General features: G+C 42.5%; 11 protein-coding genes and 1 pseudogene. 1 reads left to right on the plus strand and 11 read right to left on the minus strand.

From position 1 onward, the window contains the following. Positions 1-1560 (plus strand): annotated as a pseudogene (locus tag VNZ46_RS25050) (DUF2723 domain-containing protein); the annotation flags it as partial. Between the two features lie 71 nt (positions 1561-1631). Here VNZ46_RS25050 and VNZ46_RS25055 read toward each other — a convergent pair. The 11 genes from VNZ46_RS25055 to VNZ46_RS25105 all read right to left on the minus strand — a co-directional run bounded on the left by VNZ46_RS25055 (position 1632) and on the right by VNZ46_RS25105 (position 19720). Then, a complete protein-coding gene (locus VNZ46_RS25055; RefSeq protein WP_325563717.1) occupies positions 1632-2594 on the minus strand; it encodes an acetyl-CoA carboxylase carboxyltransferase subunit alpha in 963 nt (320 codons plus the stop codon). Between the two features lie 31 nt (positions 2595-2625). Next, positions 2626-4503: an alpha-amylase family glycosyl hydrolase gene (locus VNZ46_RS25060; protein WP_325563719.1), complete on the minus strand. Its 1878-nt coding sequence runs from the start codon at positions 4501-4503 to the stop codon at positions 2626-2628. Between the two features lie 4 nt (positions 4504-4507). Then, positions 4508-5836, minus strand: a complete 1329-nt coding sequence (locus VNZ46_RS25065) for an MFS transporter (RefSeq protein WP_325563721.1) — start codon at positions 5834-5836, stop codon at positions 4508-4510. Between the two features lie 9 nt (positions 5837-5845). Continuing rightward, positions 5846-7633 carry an alpha-amylase family protein gene (locus VNZ46_RS25070; RefSeq protein ID WP_325563723.1) on the minus strand — a complete coding sequence of 596 codons (1788 nt, stop codon included), beginning with the start codon at positions 7631-7633 and terminating at the stop codon, positions 5846-5848. After that, the gene (locus VNZ46_RS25075) at positions 7624-9942 is read right to left on the minus strand and encodes a glycoside hydrolase family 65 protein (RefSeq protein ID WP_325563725.1); all 2319 of its coding nucleotides are present in this window, start codon (positions 9940-9942) and stop codon (positions 7624-7626) included. Before VNZ46_RS25075 ends, VNZ46_RS25070 begins: the two co-directional genes overlap by 10 nt. 34 nt (positions 9943-9976) lie before the next feature. Further along, positions 9977-10651 carry a beta-phosphoglucomutase gene (pgmB, locus tag VNZ46_RS25080; RefSeq protein ID WP_325563727.1) on the minus strand — a complete coding sequence of 225 codons (675 nt, stop codon included), beginning with the start codon at positions 10649-10651 and terminating at the stop codon, positions 9977-9979. Between the two features lie 10 nt (positions 10652-10661). Further along, complete coding sequence (locus VNZ46_RS25085; RefSeq protein WP_325563729.1) at positions 10662-12515, minus strand: glycoside hydrolase family 13 protein; 1854 nt, start codon at positions 12513-12515, stop codon at positions 10662-10664. 118 nt (positions 12516-12633) lie between these two features. Then, on the minus strand, positions 12634-13668 hold the full coding sequence (locus VNZ46_RS25090) for a SusE domain-containing protein (protein WP_325563731.1): 1035 nt from the start codon (positions 13666-13668) through the stop codon (positions 12634-12636). Positions 13669-13686: 18 nt separating this feature from the next. Continuing rightward, positions 13687-15270 carry a RagB/SusD family nutrient uptake outer membrane protein gene (locus tag VNZ46_RS25095; protein WP_325563733.1) on the minus strand — a complete coding sequence of 528 codons (1584 nt, stop codon included), beginning with the start codon at positions 15268-15270 and terminating at the stop codon, positions 13687-13689. A 12-nt stretch (positions 15271-15282) separates the two neighbouring features. Then, entirely contained in the window at positions 15283-18270 is a 2988-nt protein-coding gene (locus VNZ46_RS25100; protein WP_325563735.1) for a SusC/RagA family TonB-linked outer membrane protein, read from the minus strand. Positions 18271-18703: 433 nt separating this feature from the next. Next, on the minus strand, positions 18704-19720 hold the full coding sequence (locus tag VNZ46_RS25105) for a LacI family DNA-binding transcriptional regulator (RefSeq protein WP_325563737.1): 1017 nt from the start codon (positions 19718-19720) through the stop codon (positions 18704-18706). Positions 19721-19938 lie beyond the last annotated feature (218 nt).

Raw genomic sequence — 19938 nt, forward strand, 5'->3', positions numbered from 1 at the left:
CTGCCTTTAATCCTTGGACTGATCGGTGCCGTATGGCACTTTAAGCGCAATCAGAAAGATGCGGGTATAGTAGGTTTACTCTTCTTCTTTACCGGTATTGCCATTGTATTATATTTAAATCAGAAGCCATTGGAGCCGAGGGAAAGGGATTATGCCTACGCAGGCTCCTTCTATGCCTTTGCCATCTGGATAGGACTGGGCGTACTGGCTCTTCAAGACTGGTTATTTAAAAAGATCACCCCTAAAAACGGTGCTATTGCCGCAACAGCGGTTGGATTACTATGTGCTCCGGTGATTATGGCAGAGCAGGGATGGGATGACCACAACCGTTCTACTAAAATGGTGGCCCATGATATCGCTGTAGATTACCTGCAGTCCTGCGCACCCAATGCCATCCTCTTCACCTATGGTGACAACGATACTTATCCGCTATGGTACGCACAGGAGGTAGAAAACATCAGGCCGGACATCCGCCTGGTCAACCTGAGCTTATTTGATACAGACTGGTACCTCAACGGAATGAGACGCAAGCAAAACGAATCCGCGCCACTTCCGATCACGATGAAAGAATCTCAGTATGTTCAGGGTGTTAGAGATGTAATGTATTATCAGGATGCCAATATTGCTGGTCCTGTTGAATTGAAAGACATCGTAGACATTCTGTTATCCGATAATGATGAAGACAAAGTTCCCCTTCAAAACGGAACAAAAGAAAACTTCATCCCAACCAAAAACTTCAAATTAACGGTAAATCCTGCAGAGGTGATCAGTACTGGCACAGTAAGCGCAGCAGAGGCCGGTAAAATTGTACCCGCCCTGGAATGGAAATACAATAAAGGCTATGTAACCAAAGGTACACTGGCCATGTTTGACATTCTTGCACACAACCAGTGGAAAAGGCCTATCTATTTTGCAAGCACCGTACCTTCAGAGCAGTTCAATGGTTTAGACAACTATTTATATACTGAAGGATTAGCAATGCGTTTATTGCCTCTGAAAGCAGACAGTGCCGCTTCCAGCAGACAAGACCTGGTCAACACACCAGTATTGTACAACAATATCATGAACAAATTCAAATGGGGTAATATTAAAACCGCTACCTACCTGGATCAGCAATCTTCCGATGATGTATCGATCTTCGCTAATCTGTTCAATACCTCTGTATCCAGCCTGATCAAAGAAGGTAAGATCGACGAAGCTAAAAAGATCGTGGAGAAATATTACCAGGTGATGCCGGATAGATTCTATGGTATGCGTTCTATGATGGGTACTTATTTTATGGCGGAGAACCTGTATATACTGGGTGAGACTGCAAGAGCGAATGCCCTGATTGAAAAATCAGCAACCTATATACAAAAAGAACTCACCTATCTTGCAGATGTATCTGAAAGCAAGAACAGGTTTGTTGGAGGCCAGAATGTACAACTGGGTATGTCCTTCCTGAATCAAATGGCACATACTGCCGAACAGCATAAACAAACCAAACTGAGCCAGAACCTGAAGAACCAATTCAGTGCATTGGAATCCAGATTTGCACCATTCTTTCCCCAGGGCAACTAAACCCCGGGGGCTTTAAAAAAGAAAGGGCTGCAATGATCATTGCAGCCCTTTCTTTTTATACTGGTATTTTTTTATTCAGTAACTACACCCATAGCGCAGAACTTATCAATTCTTTCTGTAATCAGTTTATCTGTATTTTTCTTACCCAGTTCTTTCAGGTCTTTTAAGATCTGTTCTTTAAGGGTTATGCCCATCTGTTCAGGATCCTGGTGTGCACCACCCAGTGGTTCTTTAACGACACCATCAATCAGCTTATTGCTGTACATATCGGAAGAGGTCAGCTTTAAGCATTCTGCTGCACGCTCCTTGTAATCCCAGCTTCTCCAAAGGATAGATGAACAAGATTCAGGAGAGATCACCGAATACCAGGTATGCTCCAGCATATACACCCGGTCTCCAATACCAATACCCAGGGCACCTCCGGATGCACCTTCCCCTACAATAAAGCAAATGATCGGTACGCGAAGTACAGACATTTCCAGCAGGTTTCTTGCAATGGCTTCCCCTTGTCCGCGCTCTTCAGCTTCAAGACCAGGATAAGCACCCATCGTATCAATAAAGGAAATTACAGGCTTATTGAACTTTTCAGCAAGCTTCATCAGACGCAATGCTTTTCTATATCCTTCGGGGTTTGCCATTCCAAAATTACGGTATTGACGTTCCTTGGTGTTCTTTCCTTTCTGATGACCAATGATCATCACCGTTTGTCCGTTAATGGTCGCAAAGCCACCAATAATAGCCTTATCATCTTTAACGGTTCTGTCTCCGTGGAGTTCGATGAAATCATCACAGATCATTCCGATGTAGTCCAGCGTCTGAGGCCTTTCCGCATGGCGGGACAATTGAACTTCCTGCCAGCCGGTCAGGTTGCGGTAAGTCGCTTCCCTGGTTTCCACCAGCTTTCCTTCAAGTTCTGTTAAGGTAGCAGACATATCTACTTTGGTTTTATCAGCAACCTGTTTTACCTTCTCAATTTGCTGAAGCAGTTCAGCAATAGGTTTTTCAAAATCAAATGACGTTTTTATCTGTTCCATAAGTGGGCGGTAAAAATAGAGAAAAAAATCCTTAATTACTCAAAGCACTTTTACTAAAAATATGATATTCTCCAGGAGCGAGTGTTTTTGTATAGGTACTGCTGCTGAAATTTACCGGACTGCTGTTGCCTGATTCATACCAGTTTCCAGAAGTTCCCATATTTACACTGGCCGCCTGGGCTACCACATCAAAGTTACCCACCACCACAACAGTGTTGGTTGCATCTGTCAATTTAATATACTTTACAGCCCCAGATAAATTATAGCTGGCATTAGGGGAACTGAAAATGCTATTCTTCTTTTTCATCTGAATAAATGCAGCATAAGCATTATATAAAGCTTTGCGTTTTGGATCATCCGTATACTCCCAATGAATAGGTTTATTCCCGGTACGGCCATTAAAATCAATGGAAACATCATAACCCAGCTCCTCAAACTGCCAGATCATTTTTGGCCCCGGCACCGAGAACAGGAATGCCGCAGCCATTTCCTCTCTTTTTAAAGCCGTACCCAAATCCTGCACATTATAGCCTCCCGAAGCATTTCCATAGCTAATATTCTTAAACATAGTCCGTTCCTCATCATGGCTTTCCATAAAATTGACCAGGTTTTCTGACTTCGCAAAACCATGTTTCGCGAAAAAAGCCCAGGAAAAATCAGAATTGCCCAGCCAGCCCATCGTAGCTTCATTGACATTGTAATTGAGGTTGTTCCAGAGCATCATTCCCTCGCCTGCCAAAACAGTCTCTTCAGAGGCATCAGCAAAGTGTTCCAGAATCACATAGAAATTGTTTGGATCTATACTTTTGATATAATTATTGTATTCTTTCCAAATTGCAATCCGGCTGGCATCGTAAGCACTAAAGGAAGCATCATCAGTAGAGATTTTCTGTGTGAAGCCCTTGGACAAATCAAACCTGAAGCCATCAATTTTATATTCCTGCATCCAGAACTTCACCACATTTTTCACAAAAGTTTTCGTTGCTGCTTTCTCATGATTGAAATCAAAGCCAACATTATAAGGATGAGTGGGATCAACATTAAACCATGGGCTGTTCGCCGCAGGCTTACCATTTTCGAAATACAGCTGTACCATGGGGGATTGCCCGAAAGAATGGTTCAAAACCATATCCAGAATTACAGCAATACCACGTCCGTGGCATTCATCTATAAAATTCTGTAAGGCCGTTTTTGTACCGTAATATTTATCTGGGGCAAAATAAAAAGAAGGGTTATAGCCCCAACTCAGATTACCTTCAAATTCATTAACCGGCATGAGTTCTATTGCATTAATTCCAAGAGAAGCCAGGTAATCCAGTTTTTGTAAGGTGGAAGCATAATTATGATCTGCTGTAAAATCCCGCACCAGCAATTCATAAACCACCAGGTTATCTTTTGCAGGCCGTGTAAAAGTGGTTGTATTTTTCCAGGTATATACCGGCGGATTGCCCTGCATTACACTTACAATACCTGTTGTTTTACCTGCAGGGTAAGTTCTTAAACCGGGATAGGTCTTACTGTCTATATAAGTGTCGTTGTCTGGATCCAGTACTTTCTGACAATAAGGATCCGCCACTTTTAAAGTTCCGTCAACCAGGAACTGATAGGCATATTCTACATTAGGGTCTAGTCCGTCTATTTGTACCCACCAGGTATTGCCATCTGCGGTATTCTTCATGGCCGTACCCTGCCAGTTGTTAAAATCCCCCGTCAAAGAAACCGATTTTTTAAGCGGCGCATATAGGGTTACTATTGCCGACTTCCCATTATTAATAAAGGCGGCACCATCTTTCGCCCCTGAAGGAAGCCCGGTATCAACTGGTGTAACCGGATCTGTACCCGGGTTATTTTTTTTGCATGCCAAGGCCAATACCGATAAAATCAGTACCATAAACAAAGTTGGTTTCATTAGATTATAGTTTAGGTTTTTCTCTTACAAAAACATAACAGATCACAGCAGCAACGACCATCAGCACCCCACCTATCTGTACCGCTAAAAGACGGTCATTGTGCAATACCTCACGCATCAGCCAGCCAAATCCGAGGGAAGCTATGATCTCCGGTAGTACAATAAAGAAATTGAAGATCCCCATATAGATCCCAATCTTGTTCTTTGGCAGCGATCCGCTGAGCATGGCATAAGGCATTGACAAGATACTTGCCCAGGCAATCCCGACACCAGTCATACACAAGTACAACATGTTTTTATCCTGTACCCAGGCCACACTGATCAAGCCCATGGCTCCACAGAGAAGACAAAGGGCATGTGTGGTTTTCCGTCCGAGTTTATCGGCAATCTTTGGCAGAACTAAGGCAAACAGAAAGGTAACTACACTGTAATAAGCCAAGGTCAAGCTTCCGAAATCTGCACCATGCGCATACACAGGATCACTCGCATCTTTCCCGCCAAATACATTAACCGCAACAGCAGTGGTATAGTAAAACCACATCAAAAACAAACCTGGCCAGGTAAAGAACTGTACCAACGATACAATCTGCATCCGCTTGGGCATATTTAATAAAGAGTGCCAGATGTCTTTAGCACCAGCACCAAAACCCTTATTACTTTCCAGTACTTTTTCTTTATAGTCTACATCTGCAGGCGGATATTCTTTGGTTGTAAAAACCGTATACAGCACCGAAGCCAAAAAGAAAAAAGCACCAATGTAAAAAGAGAACTTTACATTTTCAGGGATACTGCCCTGCTCTGCCGTATTGGTCAGATGAAATATATTATTCATGAGCCAGGGCAATGCCGATGCAATACTGCCACCCAGCCCAATCATCATGCTCTGCATAATAAATCCTCTGTTCACCTGCGAATCCGGAAGTTTATCCGTTACAAAGGCACGGAAAGGCTCCATAGCTACATTACCCGCTACATCCAGGATCCAAAGTAATCCCGCAGCCATCCATAAAGCACTGCTGTGCGGCATAAAGACCAGGGCAATGGAACTGATAATTGCCCCTACCATAAAATAAGGACGTCTTCTTCCCCATCGGGGGTGCCAGGTCCTGTCGCTTAAATAACCAATCACCGGCTGTACCAGCAGACCAGTTAGTGGTGCTGCAAGGAACAACAAAGGCACCTGATCCGGGTTAGCCCCCAGATTTTCGTAAATCCGTCCCATATTGGCCCGCTGCAAGTCCCAGCCAAACTGGATACCGAAGAAACCAATACTCATATTTACAATTTGTACCAGGCTCAGTTTTGGATTTTCGATGATGGTTTTTATACTCATTTCTATGGTTTAAAATTCTATAATCTGTGCTGATACCGGCTCCACTTTCACCTCGACTGAGGTTCCGGACACGGGCACAACAACCTGTCCGCTGAGCAAGTCTTTTGCTGTTAAAACAGGTTTTTTATTCAATATATCCTGCTGGATGTCAATACGCGTTTGCAGGCTTTGCATTCTGTCGAAATTCACCAGGACCAATAGGCGCTGCTTGTCGGTATACCGAATATACCCATACATTCTGTTATTTCCATTTCCCTTCAGCTGGACTTCGTAAAAACCTCCCTTGGATATGGCTTCTGAACCAATACTGATCTGCATCAATTTCTGATAAAATGCCCGCAGCTTTACTTGTTCAGTATTCAGTAAAGCACCATCAAATGCACCATGATTCATCCATTTCTGGTGTTCGGGTACACCCCAATAGTCAAAAATAGTTGTCCGGTTATCATCTCCGCCAAAACCCTCTTTACCTTTTCCGGGTTCTCCCACTTCCTGCCCAAAATAGAGCATCACAGGCCCTCCGCCTAAAGTTGCAGAGACTACCATCGCCGGCAGTGCATATTCTGGTTGTCCGGCAAAACCTGCCGAAGCAATCCGTTCTTCATCATGATTTTCCAGGAAACGGAGCATCCGGTTTTCATAAGCCGAATTACCCAGTTTACGCGCAGCAGGAATAACAGAAACATCCGCTGAAGACTCATTCCTGATCAGTTTCTTTAATCCATCATATAAGCCTACCTTATCGTACAGGTAATCAAATTTTCCTTCATTAAAATAGGTTTCATAGGTTCTCGGATCATAGGCTTCTCCAATAAATACAATTTGAGGATAAGCCTTCTTTACTTCAGGAATCACCCAGTTCCAGAAGGCAACCGGCACCATCTCAGCCATATCACACCTGAAACCATCCACACCCTTGGCTGCCCAATACAAGAGGATCGCTTTCATTTTTGTCCACACCGGTGGCAGCGGAGAGAAGTGAGCTTTCATTTCACCCTGGTAATCTACCCCATAATTTAATTTTACGGTTTCATACCAGTCATCTGCCTTCGGCGATGCAGAAAACACATTGTTTCCCGTCGCTTTCGCAGGATCTTCTTTAAATTTATGGTCCATCAAAGGACTTAATGCTGTTGTTATGGTATCTGCCGATGCCGGAACCACTAAAGCTTGTCCTGGGATATAGTAAAAATCATTGGCTGCACTAAAAGCCTTTCTCACATCATCATAAGCACCAAAATCTATAGCACCAGTTGGTTTAACAGGAGAATGATAGCGGCGCGCCACATGGTTAGGGACAAAATCGATGATTACCTTTAATCCTTGCTGATGTGTCCGTTTCACTAAAGCCTCGAATTCTCCCATCCGGTTCTTTACATCTTTCGCCAGGTCAGGATCTACGTCATAATAATCCCGGATGGCATAAGGTGAACCGGCACGTCCCTTCACTACATCCGCATCATCCGGCTGAATGCCAAAAGCACTGTAGTCGGTCAAGCTGGCATGTGCAATCACACCTGTGTACCATACATAATTTACACCCAGTTCTTTAATTCCTGTTAAAGCTTTATCATTAATGTCATCAAATTTACCGCTACCATTTTGCGCAATTGTTCCATAAGGAACATTGGCTGTCCCCATATTACCAAACAACCGCGGCAACAATTGATAGATGACTATTTTCTTCTGATCCATATGCACATTTACGGGCCTGTCTGTTTTTTGTGCAAAGGAAGTCCTTGCTGTCCCAGACAAAACCAATATCACTATAATTAAGTTTTTAAGGATTACACGCATAATTCATACGTCATTGTTTTCTCTCCTTGCGGAATCTGATATACCTGGTCGAATACCATCACTTCTATGGTTTTTGCCGAGCCGTTTGTAATACTGATCTTTCCAGCTTCAATATTCACTTTCAAGGTCGTTCCACGGAAATTTACTGTAAATGCAAAAGATTTCCATTGCTTAGGTACAAAAGGATGGAACCGCAGCTGCCCATTTCTCACCCGCATCCCTGCAAAACCTTCTACAATACTCATCCAGGTACCGGCCATAGAAGTAATGTGCAATCCATCCTCGGTATCATTATTGTAGTCGTCCAAGTCCAGGCGGGCAGTACGCAGGTAAAACTCATAGGCCTTTTCCTCATCGTTTAACTTCGCCGCCAGAATACTGTGTACACATGGCGATAAAGAACTCTCATGCACGGTCCTGGATTCATAGAATTTAAAATTTCGGCGCAAAGTATCCAGGTCATAATTGTCTTCAAAGAAATACATGCCTTGTAATACATCGGCCTGTTTAATAAAGACAGACCTGAGTATCCTGTCCCAGCTCCATTTCTGGTTTAAAGGACGTTCGCTTGCGGGCAATTCACTTACCAGGATCTGTTCTTTATCCATATAGCCATCCTGCTGCAGGAAAACCTTTTCCTTTTCATCATACGGAAAATACATCTGATCGGCCACTTTCTTCCAGCCCGCAAATTCAGCTTCCTGCTGCAAACTGGTTTTGGCCACAATCCGCTTGTAATCTGCCGGCGAAGTTGTTTCCACAATCTTTGCCGCCTCAATAGTATAATTTAAACACCATGCCGCCAGCGTATTGGTATACCAGTTGTTATTAATGTTGTTTTCGTATTCGTTTGGTCCGGTTACCCCCAGCATCACATACTTATTCTTTTCCGTACTCCAGTTTACCCTCTGTTTCCAGAAACGGGCAATACCGATCAGTACTTCCAGTCCATATTCCTGAAGATAAGCCTCATCGCCGGTATGACGCACATAATTGAAGATGGCAAAAGCAATCGCACCATTCCTGTGGATCTCCTCAAAGGTGATCTCCCATTCGTTATGGCATTCTTCGCCATTCATGGTCACCATTGGATACAAAGCTGCTCCATGGCTAAAACCCAGCTTCTCGGCATTTTCAATCGCCTTACCCAGATGCTTATATCTATAGACCAGAAGATTTTTAGCCACCTCTGCCGGTGCAGTAGAAAGATAAAAAGGAATACAATAGGCTTCGGTATCCCAATAGGTAGAACCTCCGTATTTCTCTCCGGTAAAACCTTTTGGGCCAATATTGAGCCTGGCATCTTTACCTGTATAGGTTTGATTAAGCTGGAAAATATTGAACCGGATGGCCTGCTGCGCAGCCACATCACCTTCAATCAGGATATCACTTTCTTCCCATTTTGTTGCCCATGCCGCAGCCTGATCGGCCAGCAACTGTTCAAAACCTCTTTGAGATGCTCTGGCAATGGCCTTTGCGCTCTCTTCCTGAAGCAGCTCTTTTGCATAATTCATGGAAGACAGGTTGGCCGCTATTTTATAGATATCAATGCAGTCCTGCGTTTTCACTTCCACACTCACCGTGCAAGACAGGTATTTATCTTTTACAACCTCTCCTGTTGTCAAACTCAGTTGGGTGTGATTTTTCAAGACCGAAGTTTGTACTGCTGTACATACCTCGAAAGCTGTTTTTTTAGTGCGCAGTGTTAAGAAAGAGGTATCTCCTTCGTATGCTTCATGCACCAGATCCCAGAATTTTTCTTCATAATTGGAGTCCTGGTTTTTTACATCTCCGTCGGTGAAAGAAGAAATGCTTAATATACCTTCAAAGTTCAAGGGAATGATCTGATAATGCAAAGCTGCAATTTCATCGTCCGCAATGCTGCAAAAGCGTGTAGAGCGAATCTCCAGTTTTTTCCCACTGGCCAGCTCCGCAGTAAAAGAGCGTTCCAGATAGCCTTCCTTCATGTTCAGCAAACGTTTAAAGCCGCTTACTTTACACAGACTCAGATCCAGGGTTTCTCCATCCACATTCAGGTTGATCCCAATCCAGTTCGCCGCGTTTAATACTTTCGCAAAATAATCCGGATAACCATTTTTCCACCAGCCCACTCGTGTTTTATCTGGATAATATACCCCTGCAACATAATTTCCCTGCAAAGTCTCTCCGCTATATTGCTCTTCAAAATTGGCCCGCTGCCCCATACGGCCATTGCCAATGCTAAAAATGCTTTCTGATATCTTATTTAAATGAGGATCAAAACCTTCCTCTATGATGTTCCACTCTTCTGGCTTTATATAATTCTTCATCTTTATGCTTTATTTAAACCTGCTGAACAGGATCTTATCTTATGACTAGGGAAATAATTTCTTTCACACTGATCTGTGAAAGGTTTTTAACATATAAGTCTGCACCTTTTAGGTTCTCCTCCTCACCAACGCCTACAGATTTCATATGCCCGGCCAGGGCAGCTTCTATACCCGCCTGTGCATCTTCAAAAACAACACAGTTTTCTGCAGGTACGCCAAGTAATTCTGCCCCTTTTACAAAAACTTCAGGATCAGGTTTAGATTTAGAAACCACATTTCCATCTACAATGGCATCAAAAAAATGAGTAAGCTGCGTTCTTTCCAAAATGGTTGAAGAGTTTTTACTTGCAGAGCCCAGGGCAATCTTAATCCCTCCGGCACGTAAATTTTCCAGCAAATCTATCGATCCCGGCAATACCTCTGCTGCTGTCATTTTGTTAATCATGGCAACATACCATTCGTTCTTTTGCGTGGCCAGTACTTCTTTTTCCTTTTCTGTTTTCTCTACACCGCCCCAGTCCAGGATCATATCCAGGGAACGCATCCGGTTTACACCCTTCAGATGTTCATTTTGTGCTTCTGTGAAATCAAAGCCAAGTGTATTGGCCAGCTGTTTCCAGGCTTTATAATGATAAACTGCGGTGTCCACCAGGACACCATCGAGATCAAAAAGGCAAGCGATTTGTTTTTCAGGTAAATTGTTTTGCATTGCAGGGCTTTTATTGTAACTCCAGTACCAGCGATGACTTAGCAGGTACGGTTAAGGTTTGAATTGAACTGATATTTTCTCCACTCACGATATCCAGGGCAGCATGAGCTCCCTTCATCCGCTCGCTGAACCTTGAGGTGTTCAATTGTTTCACTTTATCTTCTGTATTGATGATCACCATAACGGTTTTTGCAGCCTGGTTCGGGTCACTGTACCTGAAGTAAACGTAAATTCCATCCTCAGGTACATACTGCATCATCTTTCCGGTTTGTAATGCCTCACTGCCTTTTCGGAAATTGGCCAGTTTGCTGAAGTAATTGAAAGCTTCGTTCTCTTTCTTCGTACGTCCCGCAGCCGTAAATTTATCCGTTTTATCACCTTTCCATCCTCCTGGAAAATCAGACCGTACCAGGCCGTCCGGGTTTGAATAATTTTTCATCAGGATCTCGGTACCATAATACACCTGTGGAATACCACGCATGGTAAAGATCAGAGCAAGTCCGGCTTTGTATTTATCGAAATCTTCATTTACCATAGAATAAAAACGGCTCATATCGTGGTTATCCATAAATATCACATTCCGTGTTGGGTCCTGGTACAGGAAGTCCAGAGAAAGTGTGGCATACAAACGATAGATACCATCGGTCCAGCCGGATTTGCCATTTAGGGCTTCATAGACTGCATCCTTAACTACAGCATCTGTAATACCCGGCAAATGGGTGTCGAAACCCCGGTTTACCGTATTTCCACCAGTAAAAAAGGCCTGGCTGGCTACGGAATTGACCAATGTCTCTCCAAAAATAGACAGGTCAGGAAATTCCGCTTTTAACTTTTGGGCCCAGTCGGCCATATATTCCGGATCATTATAAGGATAAGTATCCAGTCTTAAGCCATCTATTCCGGCATATTCGATCCACCAGATGTGGTTCTGGTTTAAGTAATTCTGTACATACGGGTTTCTCTGATTTAAATCAGGCATAGAAGGCACAAACCAGCCATCCAGCATTTTTTTACGGTCGGCTTCAGATGCATGGATATCCATTACCGGTTGATCGCGATAGCTGGTTTGGGTATAAACAGGCCATTGGTTTACCCAATCTTTCATCGGCATGTCTTTAAACAGATAATGACCTGTTCCGATGTGATTGTGTACAATATCTTTGATGACCTTTAATCCCTTTTCATGGGCTTTATCCACATAAGTTTTATACAACTCATTGCTGCCATAACGGGGGTCTATCTTATAATTATCTGTTGCCGCATAACCATGGTAAGAAGCATTGGCCATGTCATTTTCAATTTCCGGGGTCATCCAGATGGTGGTTACACCCAGGGTTTTTAAATAATCCAGGTGATCGATCACACCCTGGATATCTCCGCCATGGCGGTAATACATAGAATCCCGGTTAAGGGTGGTTTCCTGCAGTCCTTTCACGACATCATTTTTAGGATCACCATTGGCAAAACGGTCTGGCATCAGTAAATAAATCAAGTCTTTACTGGTTACACCCTGTATCCTTCCCCTACTTTGGTTTCTGTTCTTTAGTTCATAGATATACTGTTGTTTTTTCTTTCCGTTTTGCGCAAATACAATTGGAAACTTACCCGCTTTGGCCTCGGAGCTAATCTCCAGATCCAGGAACAAGTAGTTTGGATTTTCTACTTTATGCACCCCTGCCAGTTTAACACCGGGATAATTCAGCTGGGCATCAAGTGATGCGATCTGCTCTCCATGAACCAGCAGCTGAAGCTTAGGATTGTTCATACCAACCCACCAGAACATCGGTTCTATACGCTCCAGCTTCTGGGCATGGGCCCACAAATTTAAAATCGTTAATAAAAATAAAAGGGATAATTTCTTCATCTGATATTCGGATTATTGTAATTTAAATTGGGGATCTGCAGAGGGTCTTCAGGTGAGAATGACCGGTAAAAGATTTTTAAATTCCCCTGCAAATGACATTTGCAGGGGAAAGATTAAGTTAGTTTTTGACCACAGTAGCAGTAGCACTCACTGGTTTTCCGTCAGTTCCATAAACTGGAATGAAGGTGATCGTATAATTTCCTGCTGCGGCAATTGGAAGATTCCCACCTCCTAAGCTCAAGCTACCTATACTTCCACCAAAGTTAAACGTCCAATCATGCGCCATTCTGAATTTAAACTCACCAGCAACCAGATCAACGGTGATCTTATATCCACCCTTACCGTCGTTAATGTATTTCATATCGGTATCAGCATCCCAACCTTTTGGCGTTGCACTACCAATAATAGCCCAAACATTCGCATTTGTAATGGTCCAGGTCTTCGCATTCATGTCTACAGTCACCAGCTTAAGTCCAGCCACCCCTGCATTTAGGTTACCTCCGGAAGTACTCAAAGTACCGCCACCGCCATCGCCGTAAGAAACATCCCAGGTTTTCGCAGGTGTGATTTTGAATTCCAGTTGTCCGGCCGGGTAATTAATAATTCCCTGATATATGCCATTACTGGTTAAAGAAACCAGACTATCTGCAGTTGCAGGATTCCATCCTTGATAAGCACCAGGGGCATAGATCCATGCAGAAGCCAGATAAGGTGTCGCTGTAATGGTGATCACATTAGAATAAGTCACTGCATTTGGTGCGGGCACTGATTTCAACCTTACATCTACCTGGCCTGAGACCCCGATTTTTAACCCAAGCGCAAGCAACATGGTATTAAAATCGTTCACTGTTGGAGAATAAGTTGTCGTTGTGGCCACGATCTCCTTTGTCACTTTAAAACCCGTCCCTGCAAGTGCAAACTGTAGGGTCGAAGTTACAGGAATCTGATATCCGGTAACGGTCGGTGCAGGAAAAGTCAACGTAAGTGCCGGTTTTGTGGCGTTTGCCTGAACTAAATTCAAACTTGTTGCAGATGCAGTAAGTGTACCTGCAGGACTCACATCAGACACTGTCTTTGTTTCATCCTTTTTACAAGACCATAATCCAATCGTTAATAAAACAAGGGAAATGGATTTTAAAAAAATTGATTTCATATTTTATTGATTGAATAATTAATAACCTGTGTTTTGAACCAGATTCGGATTGGCAACCAGGTCCGCAGCTGGAATCGGATATAAGTTACGGTAGGCTGGAAGACCTGCTCCAGATTTCGAACCGCCTTTAAATGGCCATAAGTAACTTGCATCTGTAAATTTACCGTAACGTACAAGGTCCGTACGACGGTGTCCCTCCCAGTACAACTCTCTTCCACGCTCATCTAAGAAAAAGTCAACGGTTAGAGCCGATACATTTCCTGAAGCATTGCCATAAGCACGTTGGCGCAAATTGTTCACATATGTTAAAGCCTGAGACTGGCTGCCGCCTGCACCACCACGCATCACTGCCTCACCATAGATCAGGTATTGTTCAGCCAAGCGGAACAGAGGAAAATCCAGTGAACTGAAAGTTCCATTTAAAGATGGAGGTGTTACGCCAGTTGAAGTCACATTTTTAAACTTAGTTACTCTCAAACCATCTGTAAACACGGCAATATCATCTACCGTACGCTTATCTCCAAAGAAAATACCACGCTTATCTGCAACGCCATTTGCATCAGGGAACAAAGCCGGTAAGTTCTGACGGGTGCGATTTCCGCCCCATCCGCCTGAAGGTACACCATAAGAAGCTGGGTTCATGTCTGCATTGATTGCCGCATTAATAATAAAGGTCGTTCCACCATAATTGGTACCACGTACACCATCATAATTAATCGTCAAAATCGTTTCATTATTGTTTACGTTATTATCAGCAAGAAACAGGTCTTTATAATTTGCTTTTAAGGCGTAACCTGCGCCTATTACTTTACTGGAATAAGTAATCGCCTCAGTATATTTTGCAGTTCCGGTATAGATCTGAGCATTCAGATACAATCTGGCCAGTAAAGCCCAGTCTGCACCTTTATCTGCACGTCCATACTCATTGCTTCGTGGATCTGCAAGATCACCGTCAATGGCTTTAAGCTCAGATTCTACATAGGAGAACAGCGCTGCTCTGGTGGTTTGTTTTGGAGATGTTTTTCCAATGGGGTCATTCTCTGTTACAAATGGCGGGTTACCAAAAGCATCCATCAACACCCAATACTGGAAGGCACGCAGGAACCTCGCTTCAGCACGGTAGCGCTGTACATTGGTTGCGTCTGTACCCGTAATGTTACGGCTTGCCAGCTTCTCTGGGGTACTTTCCCGCAGATATTCATTGCAAAAGGTAATCTGTAAAATGGCTTTAGAATATAATCCTCTTAAAAATTGATTATCAGCATTCCAGGTAGAATTGTCCAGTTCTGGAATTCCGGTATCACCCCAGGCGCACACCGCCTCGTCCGTTGTCAGTTCCTGTGAAGTCCAGAATAACCTTAAAAAATCAGCAAAACCAGAGTTTAAACCACCAATATCACTATCATCAGACCCCGTAGGGCTGGTCAGTCCATAAGTGGCATATAATTTAACCAATTCAGCCTTATAACCAGCAGGTGTTGCATACACCACATCTGCAGTTAAGTCATTCGTTGGTTTTAAATTTAAATCGTTCTTTTTACATGAACTTAAAGACAGCAGCAAAACCACTGATGTCATTACTATTTTAGAGTAACTTTTCATTTTTATCTTGAATTAAAAACCAACATTTAAACCTAAAGTGTATGTTCTTGGCCTAGGGTATAATTTATAATCAATACCATCAGTCAGCTCCGGGTCAATACCTTTGTACTTAGAAACGACAAATACATTCTGACAGTTTGCCGTTACACGTAAGGTGGTATTTCTGTTCTTGAAGATCTTCCCTGCATTATAAGACAGCGCCACATTATCCATTTTTAAGAAGGACGCATTTTTGACATAATAGTCGCTTAGAAATGTATTGCTATTATTGGTAAAGCCCGTATTCAGGAAATCTACACTAGCGTTATTGATTACGCCAGCAGGACTCATAATGTTACTTCTTACACCAAAGTTCGAAGAAACATTATCATACACATAGTTACCAAAACTTGCACGCAGTGCTGTACTCAAGGTCCATTTGTGATAGCTGAACGAGGTATTAAAGCCAGTAGTCACTGTAGGATCTGGTGATTTATAGAAGTATTGGTCGCTGGAGTTGATTACACCATCTCCATTTAAGTCCTCATAAACACCTTCCAATGGTTTTCCATTCGCATCATAAACCTGTTTGTAAACGAAAAAGGCCCCTGGTATCTGATTAACCGCATTGTACTTAATGGTTATACCAGTTCCACCAGTAATATCTCCGGCACCAACTTTACCCGACGGATTTGGGTTCAGGGTTAAATTTGTAACTTTTCTCTTGTTGTAAGACACGTTAAAACCAAAATCCCATTGAATATCATCCGTTTTTATTGCAGCAAAATTCAAGCTGAACTCAGCACCCCGAACGTCCATATTACCTACGTTGGTAACCAGGGTATTGTTAAAATTGGTTCCCACGGGAATATTGATGAGGCTCAACAGATCTTTTGTCTTTTTATAATATACATCCAAAGCACCATAAATCCGGCCACCAAACAATCCATAATCCAAACCGGCATTATAGGTTGAGGTTGTTTCCCATTTCAAATCCGGGTCATAAGCAGAGGGTGCATAATAATCATAGAATTGGTTACCAATTTGATATTGTCCGGTTGTACTGTTGGCATAATACTTTGCCAGATAACTGTAGTTTCCAATTTTATCACCGTCTTTATTTCCGGTTACCCCATAGCTCAACCTCAGTTTCAAATCTGTCAATGATTTACTTTCCTTCAGGAAATTCTCCTGATTAATTTTCCAGGTCAAGCCAACAGAAGGAAAATAACCCCAACGGCCTGACTCTGCAAATCTCGAAGATCCATCAGCACGCATCGTACCAGATAAAATATATTTATCAGCAAAAGTGTAAACCAACCTTCCATAATAAGACAACAATTTATCACGCTCTACAGCATACGGAAATCTAGGTGTTGTGATCAAACCGCCAAGCGCATTGTAAGAAGCATAATTATAGGTGGTTTTGGAATTATCATAATAACCGTAACCAGCTGTTGCATCAAAACGGCTGCGGATACTGGGAACGTCTTTTATATAACTGAAATAGAATTCAGAAATTTTGCTACTTGAAGTACTTAGAGACTGAGTTACTGATCCGTTAGTTGAAGAATTCATGGCAGCATAAGCTGGAACAAAAATACTTCCTGAGCCATTAGAAACATCATACCCCAAATTCAAGTTGGCGTGCAATTCTGGCAGAAAGTGAAAGGAATAATCAAATTTCGCATTTCCATAACTCCTTTGCGCTTTACCATTATTATTTTTCAGATTGATTAAAGCCAGTGGGTTACGCGGCGCGTTGGGATTTAAGCTCCCGTCTGCCCTTAACCATTCAAAGTAGTTGCCAAATTGATTAGTGGCATAAGGGGATTGTGTTGGGTCGAACTGCAAAGCCGCACCAATAGCATCCGAATTTCCAAAACGGGATTCCGTTAAAGCTCCTTTTAAATTCAGATCAATTTTCAAGTGATCGGTAAATAATCTTGGAGAAATGGTAATCCCACCCGATGCACGTGAAAATTTATCGGTCAACAACAAACCCTGCTGATCTAAATAACCCCCGGAAACCCGGTAAGGTACACCATGGAAATTTCCAGACATGCTCAGGTTATTATCTGTTGCAAAAGCATTTCTGTAAATAAGATCCTGCCAGTCGGTATTGGCATTTCCCAATAAGGATACAAAAGTTTTACCTGTTGCATATTCTGCATTTGGATTATCATTTACAAAAGACCTGATTTGGTCTGCAGATAGAACACTCGCTCTTTTAGCTACTGTGGCTACAGAATTACTGGTACTGAAGTTGATTACAGGTTCACCAGAACCACCTTTCTTTGTGGTGATCAAAATTACCCCGTTAGAAGCTCTTGATCCGTAAATTGCCGTAGCATTTGCATCTTTTAAAACTGTAAAGGTTTCAATGTCGTTAGGATTAATTAAAGACAAAGGATTTGGTGCATTGTCAATCGTTGTACCACTAAACGGAACCCCATCAACTACAATCAGCGGGTCGTTGCTGGCATTCAGTGATGCGCCACCGCGAATACGGATCTGACTTCCTACTCCGGGCTGGCCACTACTGGTAATTATATTCACCCCTGGAACTTTACCCTGGATCAATTGCTCGGGTGTTGTGGCCGGTCCCTTTTGAAAATCTTTGGAACTTACCGTCGTAATGGAACCGGTAAGATTCTTCTTTTCTGCAGTACCATAACCAATCACCACCACCTCATTCAGGTTTTGGGCATCCGGCTTTACTGAAAAATCTGAAGTTGTATTTCCAGACACAGAAACCGTTTGCAACGTTGGCGTATAGCCGATATAGCTTACTGTTACCTCAAACGAGCCATTAGAAAGCCCTGTTAAGCGGAACTTCCCTGCGGCATCAGTTACTGTACTTTTGCCCAAACTTTTGATCTGAACAGACGCGCCGGGAAGAGGTAGCCCCGTCTCATCCAATACTCTTCCAGCTAAGGAGCTGGTTTGTGCCTTTGCTGCGAAAGTTGACAAGACAATTAGCAGGAGTAAACAAGGCTTAAGGAGGTAAAAAACTTTCATATTCTGAACTCGTTTTTAAGTGTAAATATTTGGTTAACAATCAGAGTGTATAACACTTAGGGTAAATTTACATTAGGCATCGAGAATTCAAAATTTTATATTTTATTTTTTTTCAGCACCATATTTTATACTAAAAACAACTCCAAAAAACCTCAAAAATTCGCAATTCAATTTAATCAAAAAATACACACCAAATATTTTTACTTCTGAAAATCAATTATTTACAAACAAAAATCAGGATTTAAAGTGTAATTGATACACTAAGCTGTTTTTAATAGTATTTTCGGGAACGATACCGGGAACGTTCCCGAAAATACTGACGATTAAACCACAATGGTCAGCATAAAAAACACCAAATTCTGCGCGTTTTAACAAAAACATCAAAAAAACTTAACAATAAGTGGTGATTTTGAGGGCTAAAAAAACATCATTTTTAAGCCTTTTTTTCAGTCGATTTTCGCTTGATTAATTTAGAATCCAGTACCACTTTTTTATTAACATCTACCGACTCCGGAGACTCCAGCATTTTGAACAAAAGCATGGCGGCTTCTACCCCTATTTCGGTAGCTGGTTGGGTAATTGTGGTTAAGGATGGATTGAGTAATGGGGCGATCTCCAGGCTGGAAAAACCGATCACCTTAAGATCGTCAGGGATTCTGATATCCAGATCATAACAGGCATAATAAGTAGCAAAGGCCAAACGTTCTACTGAGGTAAAAACCCCATCTGGCTTCAACTCTTTCAGCATTTTCTTTAAAATGGTATTGTTCTTTTTATAACTGTTGCTGCAGTCTACAATCAGGCGGTCATCAAAAGAGATATGATACTTCTCTAACGCATCAATATAGCCCTGCATTCTGGTCTTACCTATGGATAGGTTTTTATTGATCACCAGGTAAGCAATTCTGGAACAGCCTTGTTTGATCAGGTGTTCCGCAGCAGAAAAGCTGCTGTCGTAATCGTTGGTGATGACACGGGGGGTTACGATATCTTCATAAACACGGTCAAAAAAGACAAGAGGCAGGCGTTTCTGAGCCAGCTCATTTAAATAAGTATGGTCATTGGCCTCTCCGGATACCGACATAATAATTCCATCAGCCCGGCCGTTGTGCAGGTGGTGGATAAAAGAAACCTCTTTCTCATATTCATCCTCTGTGGCATAGATCAGGATATGATAGCCCTTCTCTCTCGCAATACGTTCTATTCCATGAATGGCCTGGGAAAAAAAGTTATTGGCAAGTTCGGGCACGATAACCGCAATTGTCTTGCTGCGTTGCTCCCGGAGGTTACTCGCATAGTGGTTGGGCTGGTAATTAAGTTCTTTGGCTTTCGCTAGTATCCTTTGTTTCGTTCCCTTGCTGATATCACTGTTGTCTCTAAACGCTCTTGAAACTGTTGAAGTAGACAGGTTCAGTGCCCTGGCCAATTCCTTTATATTGATATTATGCATGCGTCTTCTTCATCCCCCGGTTTGCTATTTACTTATTTAGAGGTAAATATAGTAGAAAAGTTACCTGGCAATAAAAAATAATGTGATATAATTTTTAGAAACCAGGAACAAATGGATGCTGCAGGGATAAGCCAGGTTCTTCACAAGAAAAGGACATCTCCACACCTTGTACACACCTCCGTCACACTTTCTTCACAAACAGGTACCTTTTTGTGAAG

The sequence above is a fragment of the Pedobacter sp. genome (genome assembly GCF_035566355.1).
In the GTDB taxonomy this organism is placed as follows: domain Bacteria; phylum Bacteroidota; class Bacteroidia; order Sphingobacteriales; family Sphingobacteriaceae; genus Pedobacter.